This window comes from Paenibacillus sp. FSL R5-0923, assembly GCF_038009145.1.
Taxonomy (GTDB): Bacteria; Bacillota; Bacilli; order Paenibacillales; family Paenibacillaceae; genus Paenibacillus_AQ.
In genome coordinates this window covers 2,772,273-2,788,530 of the sequence record NZ_JBBPAT010000001.1, presented here as the reverse complement: position 1 = coordinate 2,788,530, position 16,258 = coordinate 2,772,273, and the positions used below count along the sequence as shown (strand labels likewise).

At 43.3% G+C, this 16,258-nt stretch carries 13 protein-coding genes and 1 riboswitch; of the genes, 4 read left to right on the top strand and 9 right to left on the bottom strand.

What is annotated here, in order from left to right:
• Positions 1-8: 8 nt before the first annotated feature.
• Both MKX35_RS12320 and MKX35_RS12315 read right to left on the bottom strand, forming a co-directional pair.
• Positions 9-1,760, bottom strand: coding sequence for a sensor histidine kinase (locus MKX35_RS12320; protein WP_076284532.1), 1,752 nt, complete (start codon positions 1,758-1,760; stop codon positions 9-11).
• Between the two features lie 302 nt (positions 1,761-2,062).
• Positions 2,063-3,022: a DMT family transporter gene (locus MKX35_RS12315; protein ID WP_076299551.1), complete on the bottom strand. Its 960-nt coding sequence runs from the start codon at positions 3,020-3,022 to the stop codon at positions 2,063-2,065.
• Positions 3,023-3,148: 126 nt separating this feature from the next.
• Positions 3,149-3,297: riboswitch (FMN riboswitch) on the bottom strand.
• 208 nt (positions 3,298-3,505) lie between these two features.
• Between MKX35_RS12315 and MKX35_RS12310 the strand changes: the two genes are divergently transcribed.
• Both MKX35_RS12310 and MKX35_RS12305 read left to right on the top strand, forming a co-directional pair.
• Positions 3,506-4,696, top strand: coding sequence for a PstS family phosphate ABC transporter substrate-binding protein (locus MKX35_RS12310; protein WP_256716302.1), 1,191 nt, complete (start codon positions 3,506-3,508; stop codon positions 4,694-4,696).
• A gap of 207 nt (positions 4,697-4,903) precedes the next feature.
• Positions 4,904-6,400 carry an N-acetylmuramoyl-L-alanine amidase family protein gene (locus MKX35_RS12305; protein WP_076299617.1) on the top strand — a complete coding sequence of 499 codons (1,497 nt, stop codon included), beginning with the start codon at positions 4,904-4,906 and terminating at the stop codon, positions 6,398-6,400.
• A gap of 50 nt (positions 6,401-6,450) precedes the next feature.
• Here MKX35_RS12305 and MKX35_RS12300 read toward each other — a convergent pair whose 3' ends face one another.
• From MKX35_RS12300 to MKX35_RS12280, 5 genes are all read right to left on the bottom strand, one after another.
• Positions 6,451-6,855 (bottom strand): VOC family protein, encoded by a 405-nt coding sequence (locus MKX35_RS12300; protein ID WP_076299550.1) that lies wholly within the window; start codon positions 6,853-6,855, stop codon positions 6,451-6,453.
• Positions 6,856-6,878: 23 nt separating this feature from the next.
• Complete coding sequence (locus MKX35_RS12295; RefSeq protein WP_076299549.1) at positions 6,879-8,351, bottom strand: carboxylesterase/lipase family protein; 1,473 nt, start codon at positions 8,349-8,351, stop codon at positions 6,879-6,881.
• 19 nt (positions 8,352-8,370) lie between these two features.
• On the bottom strand, positions 8,371-9,525 hold the full coding sequence (locus MKX35_RS12290; RefSeq protein WP_076299548.1) for an AI-2E family transporter: 1,155 nt from the start codon (positions 9,523-9,525) through the stop codon (positions 8,371-8,373).
• Positions 9,526-9,691: 166 nt separating this feature from the next.
• Positions 9,692-9,841 carry a hypothetical protein gene (locus MKX35_RS12285; protein WP_179085765.1) on the bottom strand — a complete coding sequence of 50 codons (150 nt, stop codon included), beginning with the start codon at positions 9,839-9,841 and terminating at the stop codon, positions 9,692-9,694.
• 168 nt (positions 9,842-10,009) lie between these two features.
• Positions 10,010-10,369, bottom strand: a complete 360-nt coding sequence (locus tag MKX35_RS12280; protein WP_042190321.1) for a (2Fe-2S) ferredoxin domain-containing protein — start codon at positions 10,367-10,369, stop codon at positions 10,010-10,012.
• 146 nt (positions 10,370-10,515) lie between these two features.
• Here MKX35_RS12280 and MKX35_RS12275 point away from each other — a divergent pair, with 146 nt between their 5' ends.
• Together MKX35_RS12275 and MKX35_RS12270 are read left to right on the top strand one after the other, a co-directional pair.
• Positions 10,516-12,102, top strand: a complete 1,587-nt coding sequence (locus MKX35_RS12275; protein ID WP_076299547.1) for an AraC family transcriptional regulator — start codon at positions 10,516-10,518, stop codon at positions 12,100-12,102.
• Positions 12,103-12,205: 103 nt separating this feature from the next.
• Positions 12,206-13,234 carry an ABC transporter substrate-binding protein gene (locus MKX35_RS12270; protein ID WP_256716301.1) on the top strand — a complete coding sequence of 343 codons (1,029 nt, stop codon included), beginning with the start codon at positions 12,206-12,208 and terminating at the stop codon, positions 13,232-13,234.
• A gap of 143 nt (positions 13,235-13,377) precedes the next feature.
• Here the strand turns inward: MKX35_RS12270 and MKX35_RS12265 are convergent, their stop codons facing one another.
• Together MKX35_RS12265 and MKX35_RS12260 are read right to left on the bottom strand one after the other, a co-directional pair.
• Positions 13,378-14,403, bottom strand: coding sequence for an iron-hydroxamate ABC transporter substrate-binding protein (locus MKX35_RS12265; protein WP_256716300.1), 1,026 nt, complete (start codon positions 14,401-14,403; stop codon positions 13,378-13,380).
• A gap of 132 nt (positions 14,404-14,535) precedes the next feature.
• The gene (locus MKX35_RS12260) at positions 14,536-16,161 is read right to left on the bottom strand and encodes an AraC family transcriptional regulator (protein ID WP_179086695.1); all 1,626 of its coding nucleotides are present in this window, start codon (positions 16,159-16,161) and stop codon (positions 14,536-14,538) included.
• Positions 16,162-16,258 lie beyond the last annotated feature (97 nt).

Sequence of the window (16,258 nt, the reverse complement as noted above, 5' to 3'; positions counted from 1 at the left end):
ATTCCCTCCTAGATGTCATCCATATTATTGTCAGTTAACGGTAACAACCACTGAAGTTTAACCTGCAATCCTCCGAGTGATGATGGTGCAATCGTCAATCCTGCATCCTCACCAAAACGCAGCCGCATTCTCTGATGCACATTCCAAAGCCCGCAGCCCATTTCTTCATCCATCGCTTTGCCTAGCTTATTTTCCAATACGATAATTTCCTCCGGGGTCATGCCTTTTCCGTCATCCTCAACCGTTAATGTCATAACTCTTCCGTTGCATGTGCCCGTAATTCGCACCAGCCCCTCTTTAGAGACAGGCTCAATCCCATGGATAACCGCATTCTCGACCAAAGGCTGAAGAACCAACGGAGGAAGATCTCTTTTCCGCATTTGCGGCGGGATAAGAACTTCATATTGAAGTCTGCTCATCCTCATTTTTTGGATCTCCAGATAGTGAGTCACAAATTCCGTTTCTTCAGATAAAGCAACAAGATCGCGTTCTTGGCGGGTCGTATATCTGTAATACCGGGATAAATTATGCGACATACCGACGACAGCACCCATATTATCGAGCTTCGCCATACTCGTAATAAATGAGAAGCAATTATAGAAGAAATGCGGATTAATCTGGGATTGAAGCTGCTTTAATCTAGCTTCTCGGACATGGATCTTTTCCATTAACACATTCTCAATCAGCTTCTGAATCTGTTCCACCATGCTATTAAACCTTCCGGACAGGAAGCTGAACTCATTCTTACCTTTGATCTCCACCCGAGCAGAGTAGTCTCCTTGCTTCAATCTCTGGAAGCCTCCAACCAATAATCTAACGGGCACCTGCACCTGAACATATAGTAGATAGGCTACGAGACAGCTCATTAATAACAATGCACCAATAGCAAAATAAAATAAGCGGTTGGAGGTTTGGATCGGATGCAGTATTTCTGACAGCGGCATATAGTCGATCAAATACCAGCCCATTTTATCCGAATAGACTATGTTTACACTGTAGGACTCACCATTAATGTTCACTGTACGATTTTCACTTTGCTTCAGCTGCTCTTGCTCCAGCCTTTTTACCAATTCATTAGCTAGCAGCTTGTCAGCACTACGGTTAAAGATAAGTCCAGTACCCTGTTTATAATAAAAAGGATCTCTCCTGCCATCACTTTTGAATTTATCCAGCATATCTTCAATGTTTCGGCTGTCAAACTCCACTTTCATAATCGTATTGACCTTTTCAGGAGTGAACTCTGACATGAAGGGGGTAAAAGAAAACCAAGAGAACACAAAATGGTCGCCATCTTGCTCAACGATCTTTTCTACATGCCAGCCTGACTTAACTTCCCGCTTCAAATCCTCATCCGAATACGGTATAGCATCATTCTCTGACACCATTCGGTGGATGGACGGTGAATAGAGGTACAACTTACTCTTCCAGTTGGAGGAGCTTTCCTGAATACTGATTTTGGTCTGAATCCGCTTAATCAGGTTAATCGCATCCAGGTTCAAATGTGTTCCCTTCAAATAAGTATCCTTCAAGCTCAAAATATCAGGATCATGAATGAGCAGGATCGGCCAGGAGGACAACAGCTCCATATTACTCTCTACTTGATTCTGAAAAAAACTGAGCTGATTGCTGTTCGAAGTATTTAACTCCGTACGTAGCACATCCGTGGTCGTCTTATTGGAATAGAAATAGAGGATCGTAATAGGAATCAGCATGATGACCATGATACTTACGATTTTGGTAAATAAATTATATCTATACACTTTCCTTCACACTCCGACTCAAATGTCATAGCCTCTATTGTACAAATAATCTTCATTAACGCATAGATAATTTCTGCCTGCAAAATGAGGTAGACAGGTGATAGCTTGTTCAAGCACTGTTATCGTCTTCTCTATTGTAAAGGCTTAAATTATTGCGCTATATGCTACGTACGAAACATTTCTGCAGTTTTTGCAGTCTAATGTATTGTAGAGACATACAAAAAGGGATGATCCGAAAGCCGCTAGGCATTCCAGTCATCCCTTTATACTTTATTTGTTCAATCTATACAATCAGAGTCTGTTCAGAGCGTTTGTGCTTTAGATTGTTGACTCGATATGAAGAATAAAGCGGTCCAGATCAACGCGAACCCGATAATTTGCGGTAGCGTGACGAGCTGCTGGAATACGATCCAGTTAATGATTACTCCCGTCATAGGAAAGCTTAGTTCAGCCAATGTAGCAAAGGAAGCTTTGGTAGTGCTGAGTCCTTTGTAATACATCAGCATACTGAGTAGTCCTGGCAGCAGAGCCTGCAGCAACAAATTAATGGCTATGGCAGCAGATGCACCAAATCCACCATTAATCTGCCAAGGAGCACCTTCTAATGTGGTGATAACGAAAAGCAACGGCAGCGCCAATATAAATCTTAGGGAAGTCACGGTCTCATATTTCATAGACCCAAGCAGATAACGTCCCATTACTGTTGAGCCACCCCACAATGCGGCCGCTCCTAAGGCCATCAGACTGCTAACACCGATAAAGTTGTTCACATGTCCGAATGGAATACTCCAGCCAAAGGTCAGCAGATAGGTTCCTACCAGTGCCACAATAATGAGGATTCCGAAATTTTTAGGCAGACGTTCTTTAAGAATTAAGGCTGCAAGACCGATAGCGAATATTGGCTGAAGCTTTTGCAGCAACAGCACAGCATTTAAATCCCCACTGGAGAGTGCCATCGTAAATAGAATTGTCGCCCCAGCAGAACCTCCCCAGGAAACAATTAGCAAAGCTCCAATCTGGCGAAATCCAATACCTTTTAGCTCCGCCCGGTGACGCCAAAGAACAGGGGAAGCAGCCAAGAAAAGCACCACATGCTCCAAAAGAACAATTTGCGATGAGGTCAAAGATTTTAAGAGGATAATACGAAAGAGCGGATCAACGCCCCATAGTGCTGCACCGAACACAACGAGCCAAAACCCACTGCGTAACGGCGACGTGCTGCTTACCTTATTAGCTGATGATGAAGCTGTTACATTACTCATAATTCCATTCTCCTTGTCGATACAAACCCTCGATAAGAGACCAAAAACCCCCGAATCACCATAAATGGTCGACTCGGGGGCATTATCAATAAAGACGTACAGGATAGACTCCTAGCGCCTTTATCTTATGATCCTCTCCCATCCGGACTTTACCGTCGGCTCTGGATTCACACCAGATCAGTCACTTCTCTGCAAGCAGAACAAGTGAGTCGCGGGCTCAGTTCGCTTTGAACATTACCGCCGGTTGGGAATTTCACCCTACCCCGAGAATCTTGTATTCCGTTGTTTTTTTCACAATCTCAGAATAAACCTCTTCTTGCCATTCGTCCAGTACTTTATGAAAATATACATAAAATTTTCATGTATCACAGCTTTTCTTACATATTTTATTCGTTATTGTTCTACTGTCTCATCCAAAAAAATCTGTATAATGAAATTATGTTTATTTTTCCATAGTTTAGGAATTTTTCTAAGGAGGTTGTTATGAAAGAATCATTTTGGATGAAGGAGTCATTCTGGACGAAGTTATTGTTCTCCTTTTTTGCTGTCGGAGTCATAGCTTTTTTAGGATTCATAGGTTCAATAATTACCGCGCTTTTCGGGGGACTAATGTTTTATACTCCACTTGTGGCGATTTTATCTGTTGTGATAGCTATTTATGTTGTACTCCTTATATTTAATGTGTTGTCCCGAAAAACAAGCAATATTATATTGCTATCCATCCTCGGACTTAGTGTGCTCGTAACCGCAGGATATGAGATCAAACAAACATATATCAACAGCATTGCCACGGTCGATGATCGGGAAGTTAATTTGGTACAATACGAACCTTTTGCTGAGAATACCAAAGCAGTGAATTTGGATAAACCTTCTTCATATCATATCGATAACAACTTACCAAAATTGGATGGCGCAACCGCACTATACCCACTGTATTCAGCTTTCGTGCAATCTGCTTATCCTGCGGCCAGTTATAATCCATATGATTTTCAAACAAGTCAAGTGATTTGCAGTAGCACACCGGAAGCTTACAAAAGACTAATCGAAGGTGAAACTGATATTATCTTTGTCGCTGCTCCTTCTCTTGCCCAACAGAAACATGCGAAGCGAAAAGGCGTCGAGCTGAAGATCACACCCATCGGCCGCGAGGCTTTCGTATTTTTTGTGAATAAACGAAACGAAGTAACTGGACTTTCCACCGCCCAGCTTAAAGATATCTACGCAGGCAAGATCACCAATTGGAAAGATGTAGGCGGAGCTAATAACCGTATTCGCGCTTTTCAACGCCCAGAGGATAGTGGGAGCCAGACGATGCTGCAAAAGTTTATGGGAGACACTACACTCATGACACCTCCTAAGGAAGACGTGGCGGATATTATGAGCGGAATTATTAAACAAACCTCCAGTTATCGCAATTATAAAAATGCACTCGGGTACAGCTTCTTATTTTACGCCTCAGAAATGAATCAAAGTGGGGAAATTGCACTACTCGCCATCGATGGTGTTAAGCCCGACAAAGAGAGTATTCGCAGTGGACAGTACCCTTTGGCTACAGAATTTTATGCTGTGACTGCTGGAAGTGACAACCCCAATATTCAGCCCTTTCTAGATTGGATGCAATCTGCTCAAGGTCAGGAATTGGTAGAAAAAACGGGTTATACTTCTTTGCAATAAAATATTGTTAGGGAAAGAGAGCTAACCCAAATGTTTGGGAAAGCTCTCTTTTCGCTTTTTATACCGAAATTTTTCCTTTTTCACTCTAAAAGAGCGCAACTTTTGGAAACTATTGTCGTTTAAGATTTATATAAGCCGAAACTGCATCATAGGAAGAAAAAGTAAGAATTGCTAGAAACCAAGAAACGGGGATGGTAGGGATTGCAGATGAAGAAGTTTGGTTTTTTGGCGTTACTGCTGCTTTTGTTGGTGCTGGTTCATCCAGGAACTGGTTATGCCGGCTCTGCAGAGACACACATCAATCTAGACGGCAATGATCTAAAGATTTCAAAAGAAGCACAAGTTCAAATTGTAAATGGAAGCGTGATGGTTCCACTTCGCCTCGTTACGGAGCAGCTTGGTTATACCGTGAAATGGGATAATGTGACCAAGACTGCAACCATTGAGCAAAAGGGAACGACATTAAAGCTTATCGTGAATAATGCGATGGCAGAGGCTTCGGGGAAACAGGTAAAACTGGACAACCCTCCTTTTCTCAGTGGCAACACGACCCTCGTTCCTTTAAGATTTGTTGGTGAACAGACAGGAACTACTGTCGGTTGGGATAATGTGACCAAAACGGTATACTTAACTTCTCCAGTACCAGAGATTGGCGGAAGCGAACCAGAAATTACAGTTCCAGACACATCTGTAACCGCACCCTCTGATAATGGAGCGAATGGTAACACAACAACTGATGGAAACACCTCGACGGCAACAGTCACAAATCTTAGCTTCATCGATAACAAGCTCATCATCGCGATGAACGGCAGTGTAACACCAAATGTATTCACAATGACAGATAAAGACCGAATTGTCGTAGATTTACCGAATACCAGCTTTGGCGACAGCTTTCATCAGAACCTTTCTGTCGGAAAAAACCAAAGTGGGCAGTTGACGATTACCGAATATCCTAACGTCTCAACCATTCGTTATTCATTATTCAGTAGTTCTCCCTCTACGATCCGGATCGTGATTGATCTGAACAGTGCGAATAACTACAGTGTAACGAATGCTAACGATGGACTTATTATAGTGGATCTAAATGGGACAAGCACCACGCCTCCTGCAACCACTGTACCTGAAGTACCGGTCACAACGCCTCCACCTTCTACTGGCAACACAGACAAGAAGATAATCGTTATTGATGCAGGACATGGTGGGAAAGATCCTGGCACTGGAAGTAACCGCAAAGAGAAGGATTTCACCTTGCCAACAGCACTAAAAATTGCAGAATTACTAAAGAAAGAGCCAAATATTGAGGTTGTGCTCACTCGAAGTGATGATACATACCCGACCCTGCAGGACAGATCCAACCTCGCCAATAAGGTAAAAGCAGATTTGTTTATCTCTGTCCATGCCAATAGTATCCCAGTGGGCAGTAAGAGCAATCCTAGTGGTACAGAGACCTATTACACACGTAAAGATAGTTTATTATTCGCGCAAACCGTTCATAAATATCTTACTGTTGCTACAGGTCTTCAGGATCGAGGGGTTCGTCAAGCAAATTATCATGTAACAAGAGAAACTAAAATGCCAGCCATTTTATTAGAATGTGGTTACTTAAGTAATACCAAGGACGAAGCATTACTCTTCACAGTAGATGTACAGAATAGGATAGCCGAAGCAGTAGTTCTGGGGATTAAGGAATATTTAGGTCGATAGAAAAAAGGGGAGCTTCTTAGCCAGTTGGCTAAGAAGCTCCCCTTTCTATTTTATTCTTGTTTGTTATTCCAAACACCCATTCGTTCTCTTAGATTAGAGGTGTGTAGCTCTAACTGAATCCCATCTGGATCGAGAAAGTTGACGGTCCAGCCTACTCCCCTTTTAACAGGTCCTCTAATGATTCGTACTTCGTGGGTACCGAGTACCTGTAAAGCCTCCTCGAAATGTTCTTCCGCTATACTAAAGGCAATGTGGTCTATCCCAATTACACTGCCCATTAATTCAGTGTATTCTGGCTTTTCAATGAGGCAAATCCATGCGCTTCCCCATTCCAGATAGGCATCTGTATTCCCTTTGTGTATTAGCTGAAGACCCAAAATACCAGTATAAAAATTCAATGAACGTGATAAATCACTCACATTTACCGTCACATGATTAAATCCTTGGACCTTCATCCCCGTTCATCTCCTCAGACTTCTCAAACCAGAATAGAGACAATTCTCTTGCGTTTCTCTGAATCGGGATCTTGAGTTACTCGCATCTCTTCATCAAAGATCAGTGTAGGACGTCCTTCGAGATTATACTCAGGCCATGATAGCTCAGATGTCGCTGGGTCTCCTCGATGAGCAAAGGCAATCCATGCCGCATGCATACTTTCAGCCAATTTTTGCATTGCGGGTGTAATTTCCGCACCCAAGCGAGTTACATGAGACAGATTGTTAAAAGCATAGACAATTTCCGCACCATGTACAGCTTTGTTTAACAATGGATGGCCAGGGACCGTCCCATCAAAACGATACATCCACACAGGCGCATAGGCCAATTGATTCTCAGCTAAGGATATAGAGGTTCCCCAGAAATATAGATCCGTTAGAATCTCCGCCTGTCCCTCCCATGTAGAAGAATAGTGGCTGGCAACCTCCGCCAGACTTCCAGTTCCCATCATCTGCTCCAGCGCCTTGAGCGATTCATCAAAGTCTGCACCTGGTGTTTCTCCCCTGAAAAATAAATTCCCCTCATCTCGATTGGTTCCAATCAACAAAGGAATACCCTGGGCTGATCCTTCTGCCACAGCCTGTGCAGGATCTACAGGAAGCGTATCCCCATCAATGACAGGCTGAAATAACATGCCTATTGAACCACCCGTTAATTTAATGGTCATTCTTGTGGCTGCTTCTATAATTTGTTCCGCTGAGAACGTATTAAGTAGGCTAGTATCTCCATTAGGAGAAATGCCTAGTTCAGTAAGTAATGCTACAGCAATATCTTTTCCTTGCTGATTTGGCAAGGTTTGAGCAGCTCCACTTTGCATGATCGCTCCAGCAAATAATCCCTTTGCAGCAGGCATAGCCAGAAGGGCAGCGATACTCATGCTGCCAGCTGATTCTCCAAATACCGTAACTCGCTGAGGGTCGCCTCCAAAGGCGGAAATATTAAGCTTTACCCATTCCAGCGCGGCAATTTGATCCAGCAAGCCTTGATTAGACGCAAATCCATCACCAAGCGAAGACAGATGCATAAAACCAAATGGTCCCAGTCGATAATTAATCGTCACCAAGACTACATTACCATTCTTCGCGAAACTAGTGCCATCAAACTGTGGCTGACTTCCAGCACCAGTCACAAATGTACCCCCGTGGATCCAAAACATTACAGGGAGTGCCTCGCCTGGGGATGCAGGTGACCATACATTTAAATATAAACAATCTTCAGAATGAAGTGGTGTTAAGCCACCGAAACGTGTACCTCTCGTATCCGCTGGCTGATGGCTAACTGGACCAAATTCAGAAGCATCTCTAATTCCGCTCCAAGCTTCTGGTAGCTGCGGCGCACGAAATCGAAGCTCTCCAACTGGTGGAGCGGCAAAAGGGATTCCACGCCAAACGTTCACGCCATCCTCCTCTCGTCCTTGAAGCTTACCGTAAGAGGTTACTGCTATCGGTCCTACCATTACATTTCACCCTTCCACATTATTCCTTATTCTCTTCAATCTGCTTATACAATCCGGACTGGAACCGGAACCATTGAAAAATATGTGTAAATACAACCTTGAGCACCGCGTAACCAGGAACTGCAAGGATAATGCCAAGAACGCCAAACATTTTGCCGGCAAAAATAATCACAAAAATGATCGTGATCGGATGAATCTTCAGTGTCTTGCCCATAATCTGCGGAGAGATAAACTTTCCTTCAATCAGCTGTACAGCCGTCCAAACGATGATCATCTTCAGCAGCATAAATGGCGAAGTGACCATGGCCACAATTAAGGCTGGTGTAATAGCAATTGCCGGACCCAAATAGGGAACAACTGCTGTACATGCAGCAGCAATGGCAAGGACAAGTGAATACTCCAGACCAATAATCAAGTAGCCAATATAGAGCAGCGCACCAATGCAGCAGCTTACTATAATTTGCCCTCGAATATAGGATGATACCTGGGCGTTCATTTCCGACATTACCATCCGAGTCTGCGGCTGCAGCGCGGTAGGTACAAATTTCAAAATGTAATCTGGCAATCTTTTTCCATCACGAAGCAAGTAGAATAGAATAAACGGTGTCGTCACCACCGCCAGCACAATCTCCGTAACGGCTCCGACGAAGCTTCCTACACCTGTTAGCGCATTATTCAGAAAAGAAGTGCCCCAAGCCGTAATTTTACTGGTGATTTCACTTAGGTTGGTTCCTATACTATCTTGAACTTGACCAAAGAATTCGCTTCCCGTCAGATTCATAAATCGTTCCTGGATCAAGTCACTATACCTTGGAAAATCGTCAATCAAACCAGATAATTGCGTTCGAAGAATCGGAATCACCATCACCAGAATCAACGTAATAATACCCGCAATTAACAGATAAAGAATGATGATTGCATACACACGTTTCATCCTGAATCTTTTTCCCATTAGGTCTACTAACGGATTCAACAAGTAATAAGCGATACCGGATAGTAACAATGGTGCAGCCACCGTGTGCAGCAATACAGAGATAGGCGTAAAAATAAACGGTATCTTTGAGAACACCAGGATAGTTACCCCAGTTAACAATAAAACAAGTAAGGTTACCACAAATTTATTGTTCAGAAAAAACTTCTTAAACTTCCCCGGCCACACCTGCAGCCTCTCCATCGAACCCTCTCCCCCATGCGCCTTATATGAAGTGTTATTTTATTCACTTTTTAATAGCATAGTCAACGTTAGGGGCGCAAGTCAAATTTGATATCTGCAATTCTGCCCGCCTCCACAAAACCAATGGATTGATATACTTTGTTAGAATCCGGTTTTTTGGCATCTGCTACGCCATGAATTCTGCAATCGTAGTACTGTATTCTTCAGTCGCAAGCATCATATATGTATGAAAAGTTTCTTCATGTAATACACAAAAAGATTCCGCAAACAACTGCGCCGTTTCTGCATGATCATCCATTGTAAACCTCTTAAACATGTCTATTCCCCCTAGATCTTCCTTTCATTCAATCATAATCCTCTACTAAACAAAAAGAAACGAAGTTGCTTTCCTGAAAAGACAAAAAAATACCGCCAGCGCATTGACGGTACTTCAATCATTTCTACTTTGATTTCACTTAGCTGCGAAGCTTCGATCAGTTGACAGCTATTTTTTCTTCTTCCCTTTAGCTCCCTTGTCATTTGCAGCCATCAGCTGACCATCATATGTATACAGCAGATGATCTTCAAGTCTCTCGCCCTGTAAATGCTTCCGTACTAGCGATTTCGCTGATTTAGGTGTGATCTCCTTGTACCACACACCTTCAGGGTATGCGATCACGACGCAGGAATCTGAACATCTACCATTACAACGGGTTACCGTCGTATGTATAAGACTCTGTGCACCTTGCTTTTCAATCTCATCTTCTATCGCTTCAGCTACCTCTTCACCTTTATGTTTCTTGCAGCTGCTACCATTACATATCAACAAGTGACTTACGGTTCCTTGTAAATTCCAAGTTGTCATGAAATCCCCATTCCTTTCATGCCTAAAATATTCCGTTAGCGGATTATTCTAAACACTATCATAAGAGCCATTATAGTCAATAGAAAGAAAGACTGGTATACTATAACTGAGAATGATTATCATTGAAAAGGGGAGCGATTTCTACCATGCCCATCCAATCCGGCGGGATGCCACATCATTCCCATCCTTTTTATATGCCTGTTAAGATTAGTAGCCTAACAAGTCTTTCCCACTACGCAACCGATAACATCCCAGCTACGAATTCCTGTATTATGTTTGTCTGGGAAGGTAAAGGTCAGCTTGAGATAGATGGCGAACTTCATAGCCTCGAATCCGGAATCATCATGACCTTTGCTGCAACTTCAAAATTGAAGCTAAAGACTGAGCAACAGTTACAGGGGATGTGGATAGAGTACACCAGTATGCCCAACCATAGGCAAGAGCAAAATTTTCTAAATGGCAGCCCAGCCTTACACCACGCCTCCGCACAATTGATCGCACTATCTGGTGAGCTTTACAGTGCTTGGATAGAACCCGATGATCGGAAACCGTTTAAGGTCCAGCAATTATTCACTCAATTCATCGTGGATCTTCATCATGAACTGGCTGCTAAAAAGGAGACGTCAGGAAGCTGGATTGAAAATGTGTTTGAATACATAGAAGCTCATTACAACGAAGATATTACTCGGGAGCAGATGGCTACGTTAGCTGGGGTAAGCCCTGAACACTTCTCACGTACCTTTCGTAAAATTATGGGTCAAACTTTCAGCGCTTATATTACACTGTTAAGAATCCGCAGAGCACAGCAGCGAATCCTCACCAGTTCCCCAAATCTAACAACGCTGGCGCATGAGGTTGGTTATGAAGAAGGAACTTATCTGAGCCGTAAATTCAAGCAGCTTGTGGGTCTTTCACCTACAGCCTATCAGAATAAGAACAAAAAAATTGTTGCTTTAAACTACAATCACACAGCTATCCTACGGGTACTGGAAATTATGCCTCAACTCGGTGTTTATTCGGATTGGCATCGGAGCTTAGAGCAAGTGCCAGCCTCCAAACAACTTACGATGAACGAAGGTAACTCTTCCCTTCTATTTGATTCGATAGCTTTAGCAGAACCAGATATCATTATCAGCTACAATATTCCTGAGAATAAGATTCTGACTCCAGTTGCTCCGGTCATTGAATTACCCTTTATGCAAATGAGCTGGCGAGAGCAATTTGGTTTGATCGCTGATGTAGTCAACCGGCGACAGCGAGCAGAAGAATGGTTAGGTCATTACGATGGGCTCTGCCATGCTGCCAATAAGAAACTGAACCATTCGATAGGATCGGAAAGAGGGACAGCTATCGTTTGGGAGCTTAGTTCCCGAGCAGCTTATTGTTTCAGTAGCAGCTACGGTAGGGGGTGTCAGATTTTGTACGGAGATCTTGGATTCAAGCCACCATCTATCATTATGGAGAACGGAATAATGGATTCAGGGTATCTAGTGTCTTCTATTGAGGAAATCGGAACCTATCCTGCAGACTATATTATTATCACTAGCATCCCATCATCTTCTGAGGGAAGAAAACGCCTCTCTCGCCTTCTGCGTTCTCGTGATTGGAAGCAGTTAGATGCAGTCCGTAACAATCGGGTATACATCCTGAACCAGGGTGACATGTTCTATGGATTTGATCCGCTGTCTTCTCAAGCACAGCTTAAAGAATTGCTGCGTGTGATGACATCATAAATATGCACAAACGAAGATCATATTCGTCCATAGTAAATAACCAGAGAAGATTGTAAAGTTCTTATTGAGAATGATAATCAATTACCATAGGAGGAACAACAAATTGCATAATCTACAAAAGAATACTTCGAAACAGAATCATTGGCTTCTATTTCCCTTCATGCTGACGTTAATTCTAGTCCTATCAGCTTGTGGAAATTCCAATACTACGGTGGAGAATACAGGTGGTACCAGTAACACCAGTAATACAACAGCAGCAACACAAGCACCAACCGAAACTAGTCAAGAAGCAGAAAGTGCTGAAACCCCTGCTGTCAAGACAGTAAATACCGTAAAAGGTGATGTTGAAATCCCTGTTCATCCTAAACGAATTGTCGCTGAGGAATACTTGGGAAGTCTAATAGCTCTTGATACCATTCCTATCGGAGCTCCAGGCTTGACCTTAGAGAATATGTATTATAAGGAGGCTCTTACCGGTGTTACAGACACAGGAGCGTACGGTAAAATGTCACCTGAAAAAATCATCGCACTAAATCCTGACTTGATTATTTCGGGACAAGCAGAAAGCTATGAAACGCTTAGCAAAATTGCTCCTACCATCATTGTGCCTTACGGGGATTTAAAAGATGCTCATGCAGAATTAACCTATTTCGGAGAACTCCTTGGAAAGGAACAAGAAGCAAAGAATTGGCTTGCAGATTATGACAAACGGATAGCCGAAGCTAAAGCAAAAGTGGACAAGGTCCTCCCGGCGGATGCAACCTTCTCCATCATGGAAGACGGTGGAAAATCTATCTGGGTCTATGGCGATAACTTTGGCCGAGGCGGACAGCCCATCTATCAAGCGCTTGGTCGCAAGCCGCCTACAGAAGTAGCAGCGGAGATTATGGAGAAGCAATGGGCGGAAATATCTAAAGAAGCGTTAACTAAGTATGCCGGAGATTATATTATCTTAACCTCAAATAACCTTACAGAAGCTGATTACAAGGCTGATTCATTTTGGGGCAACCTTCCTGCAGTCAAAAATGGACACCTCTATGTTTGGAAAGAAGAACGTTCCTGGTATTATGACCCTATCGCGGTATTAACCCAGACCGAAGAGCTGGCCGATTGGCTAATAAATAATAAATAATGCATGAGGAAAAGGGATGTCCGAAGCCATAGCGGCTAAGCGGACATCCCTTTATTGTTGTACAAAATTCCTACTAAGATAACTTATAAGCATCTAAATGCGTTTTATCTGTGAGTGTTTTTATCTCACGCTTCAAATTTAACTTATTGTAGGGACTTCAACAACGTGACTATCTCATCCAGCTGCTTGTCCAGCGCATAAGCATCAGAGAGATAATAAGTTTTGAGATCGTAAGTGAACACATGACCCGCCTTAACAGCAGGTAGACTTTGCCAGAAGACACTGTCCAGAATGTCCAGCTTGTCCTGCTCCACACCACGGCTGAAGCCTTGGAATATATAATCAGCTTCTCCTAGATACTCGGGCAGCGTTTCGAGAGAAAGGGAAGCCCAGCCTTCCTTAAAGGCTACCTCTTCGACAAGATCAGGTGCATGCAGCCCCAATCCGTTGTATATAATCTCTCCACCACGCCCATATGACGAACCGTATAGATACAGCTCTTTACCGGCAATTTCAAAGATTGCCACCTTTTTGTCAGCTGCGATCAGATCGGCCAATTCCGCTTTCTTCGCTTCCAGCTTCTGATTGAAATCCGCCACCCATTTTACAGCCTGCTGCTCCTTGTTCAAGATTTTCCCGATCTCGATCAATCGTTCCTTATAGTCGTATTTGCCCCAAGGAATAAAGACAGTCGGAGCAATCTTGGAGATTTGCTCATAGGTATCTTCCTGATAAGTGATAATCAAATCCGGTTCCAGGCTCGTTATTTTCTCCAGGGACACCGTCATGTCATCACCCACTACTTCTACACCTGTAAGCGCCTCTTTGAAATATGGATGATTCAAGATGTCATTCCCAGCTACGGCAATGGGCGTCACCCCCAGCGTCAGAAGATCACCGATAAAGTCTTGTACCGGAATTACAATTCTTTGTGGATTGCGTGGGATCTGCACCGGACCTTTGTCGCTTTCGTATGTCCAGTACTCTGCATCAGCAGCCGGCTCCGTGCTGGCAACTACAGAATCATTAGTGCTTTTAGCCACTTCAGCAGACGTGCTAGCTGGAGCATTCCCCTGATTAGCAGCTTGTCCGCATGCGCTCAACATTAGCACCAGCGTAAGTACAACGGCTATCATACTTGTTTTTCCTAACGATATTACTCTGTACAATGTAAATCCCCCTTGAGACTTTATATTATTGTGATATTGATAATCAATATCATTTAGATCCATGTTTAATATAACGTCTCCGTGGGAAAACATATATACACGCTAATACATCAATTTGGCTATGGACGATTGTCAGCTTAACTTATAGCCGATTAACAAATCTGTCTGTATCTCCAACTGACGTTCGAGTGCAAGCCCTTCGCTGCCCCAAAATTCCTCAAGCTTGAGGTAATATATGCGTTCATTCCTGAATGCTGGAAGATTGCGCCAAACCACACTCTTGCTAATGCGTTTACGTGTTCTCGACATCCAGTCCTCTCGTCCTGATACAACCACAAACATATGGTCAGCCGCGTATATTGGCAATTCCGACAGTGAGATGCATAGATGATCATTCCGCTCCAGAACATCTGACCTTACCTTGTCCGGCGGAGCTAACCCTAGCATTGGATACAGATTGTACACACCTCGGGCTGTATGATTCCAGATATAAATACTGTTATCTTGCCTAATCTCATACACCGCTACCGTTTCACCAGATTCAATTAGTGAGGACAAGCGCTGCTTGGCCAAATCTATTTTCAAATGATAGTGTCTTATCCATGCTTCTGCCCTCTCCTCTTCTCCCAGCAGTCTGCCGAATAAACGAATCTGTTCTAAGCGGTCCATTTCATCACATTCCACCGTAACTAGTGGACCCAACTTTTCCATCCATTTAAGCTGACGGGGGCTCAGATAGGTCGGTGCAATGACTATATCAGCTTCCAGTCCAGACAAGTCCGCTTCCGCCGAACATCCCTGCAACTCAAACGATCGTACATCCGCTAGTTCCGGCTGTAAAAGCAATGAGTAGTTCATCACATCTTTTTCAACCGCGACAGGCTTCACTCCCAGCGCAAGTAAATCCCCGAAAAATTGCAACGCTACTATCCGCTTCGGTTTGGGACGCAAACGGAAATCTGTTGGAGTCATCCCGGTGACTTGCTTGAATTTCCGGCTCAGATATAGTCCATCTGAATAGCCTACTTTTTGAGAAATTTGCTGGATTGTTGCTTGGCTGGACATCAAATATTTTTTCGCTTTATTCACTCTTAAATGAGCTACATATTCGGTGAAGCTCCACCCCGTCTGCTTGCGGAACCATACTGAGAAATAGCGAGGATTAAATCCCATCATTCTAGACATCATCTCTCGCGTAATCTCCTTTTGGATGTTCTGGTGAATATAAGAGAGCATTCTGAAATATGAACTATCCGTAATGTCTGCTTCAGCGTCAGCCTCTACGACCAGTTGATGCAGCTGATACAGCAAGGATTGAATTCTATCTGCCTGTGCTTCTAAATTATTGGCAGCAACATCTTCCAATTCGCTGAATAAGCGGGTTATTTTATTCGTCGTACGTACTGGTAAAATCCCATTGACCGGAAAAAATTCACGGCAAAGTCCATAAACCAATTCTTGCTCAGTGCTATTGCTTAGCCCATATACCTCATAGGAGATTGCTAGAACAGAGATAACGGTCTCTAATGGAGCATTAATATGATAAATCGTACCTGCACTTAAAAAAAGAATTTCACCTATTTTAAGAGCTACTATCTCTCCTTCAATGGTTATTAGAACGGTAGCTTCTTTTGGTGTCAGGAAGAGTGGGGACTGGGCCATCTGGAGATTACTGATGTGACCACCGCCGCACTGGCGTTTCCCAGCCTCTTTTAACATATAAATTCTGTGTACCAGGTTATTATTAGATAGCTTCATTCCTGCTCCCTTCCAGATCATCAGGCTATTAAACCTTGAAATATAAAGAAGGCGCATAAGGCTTCTCTCCGCTCGAAATGGATAAGAAGCCCTATAC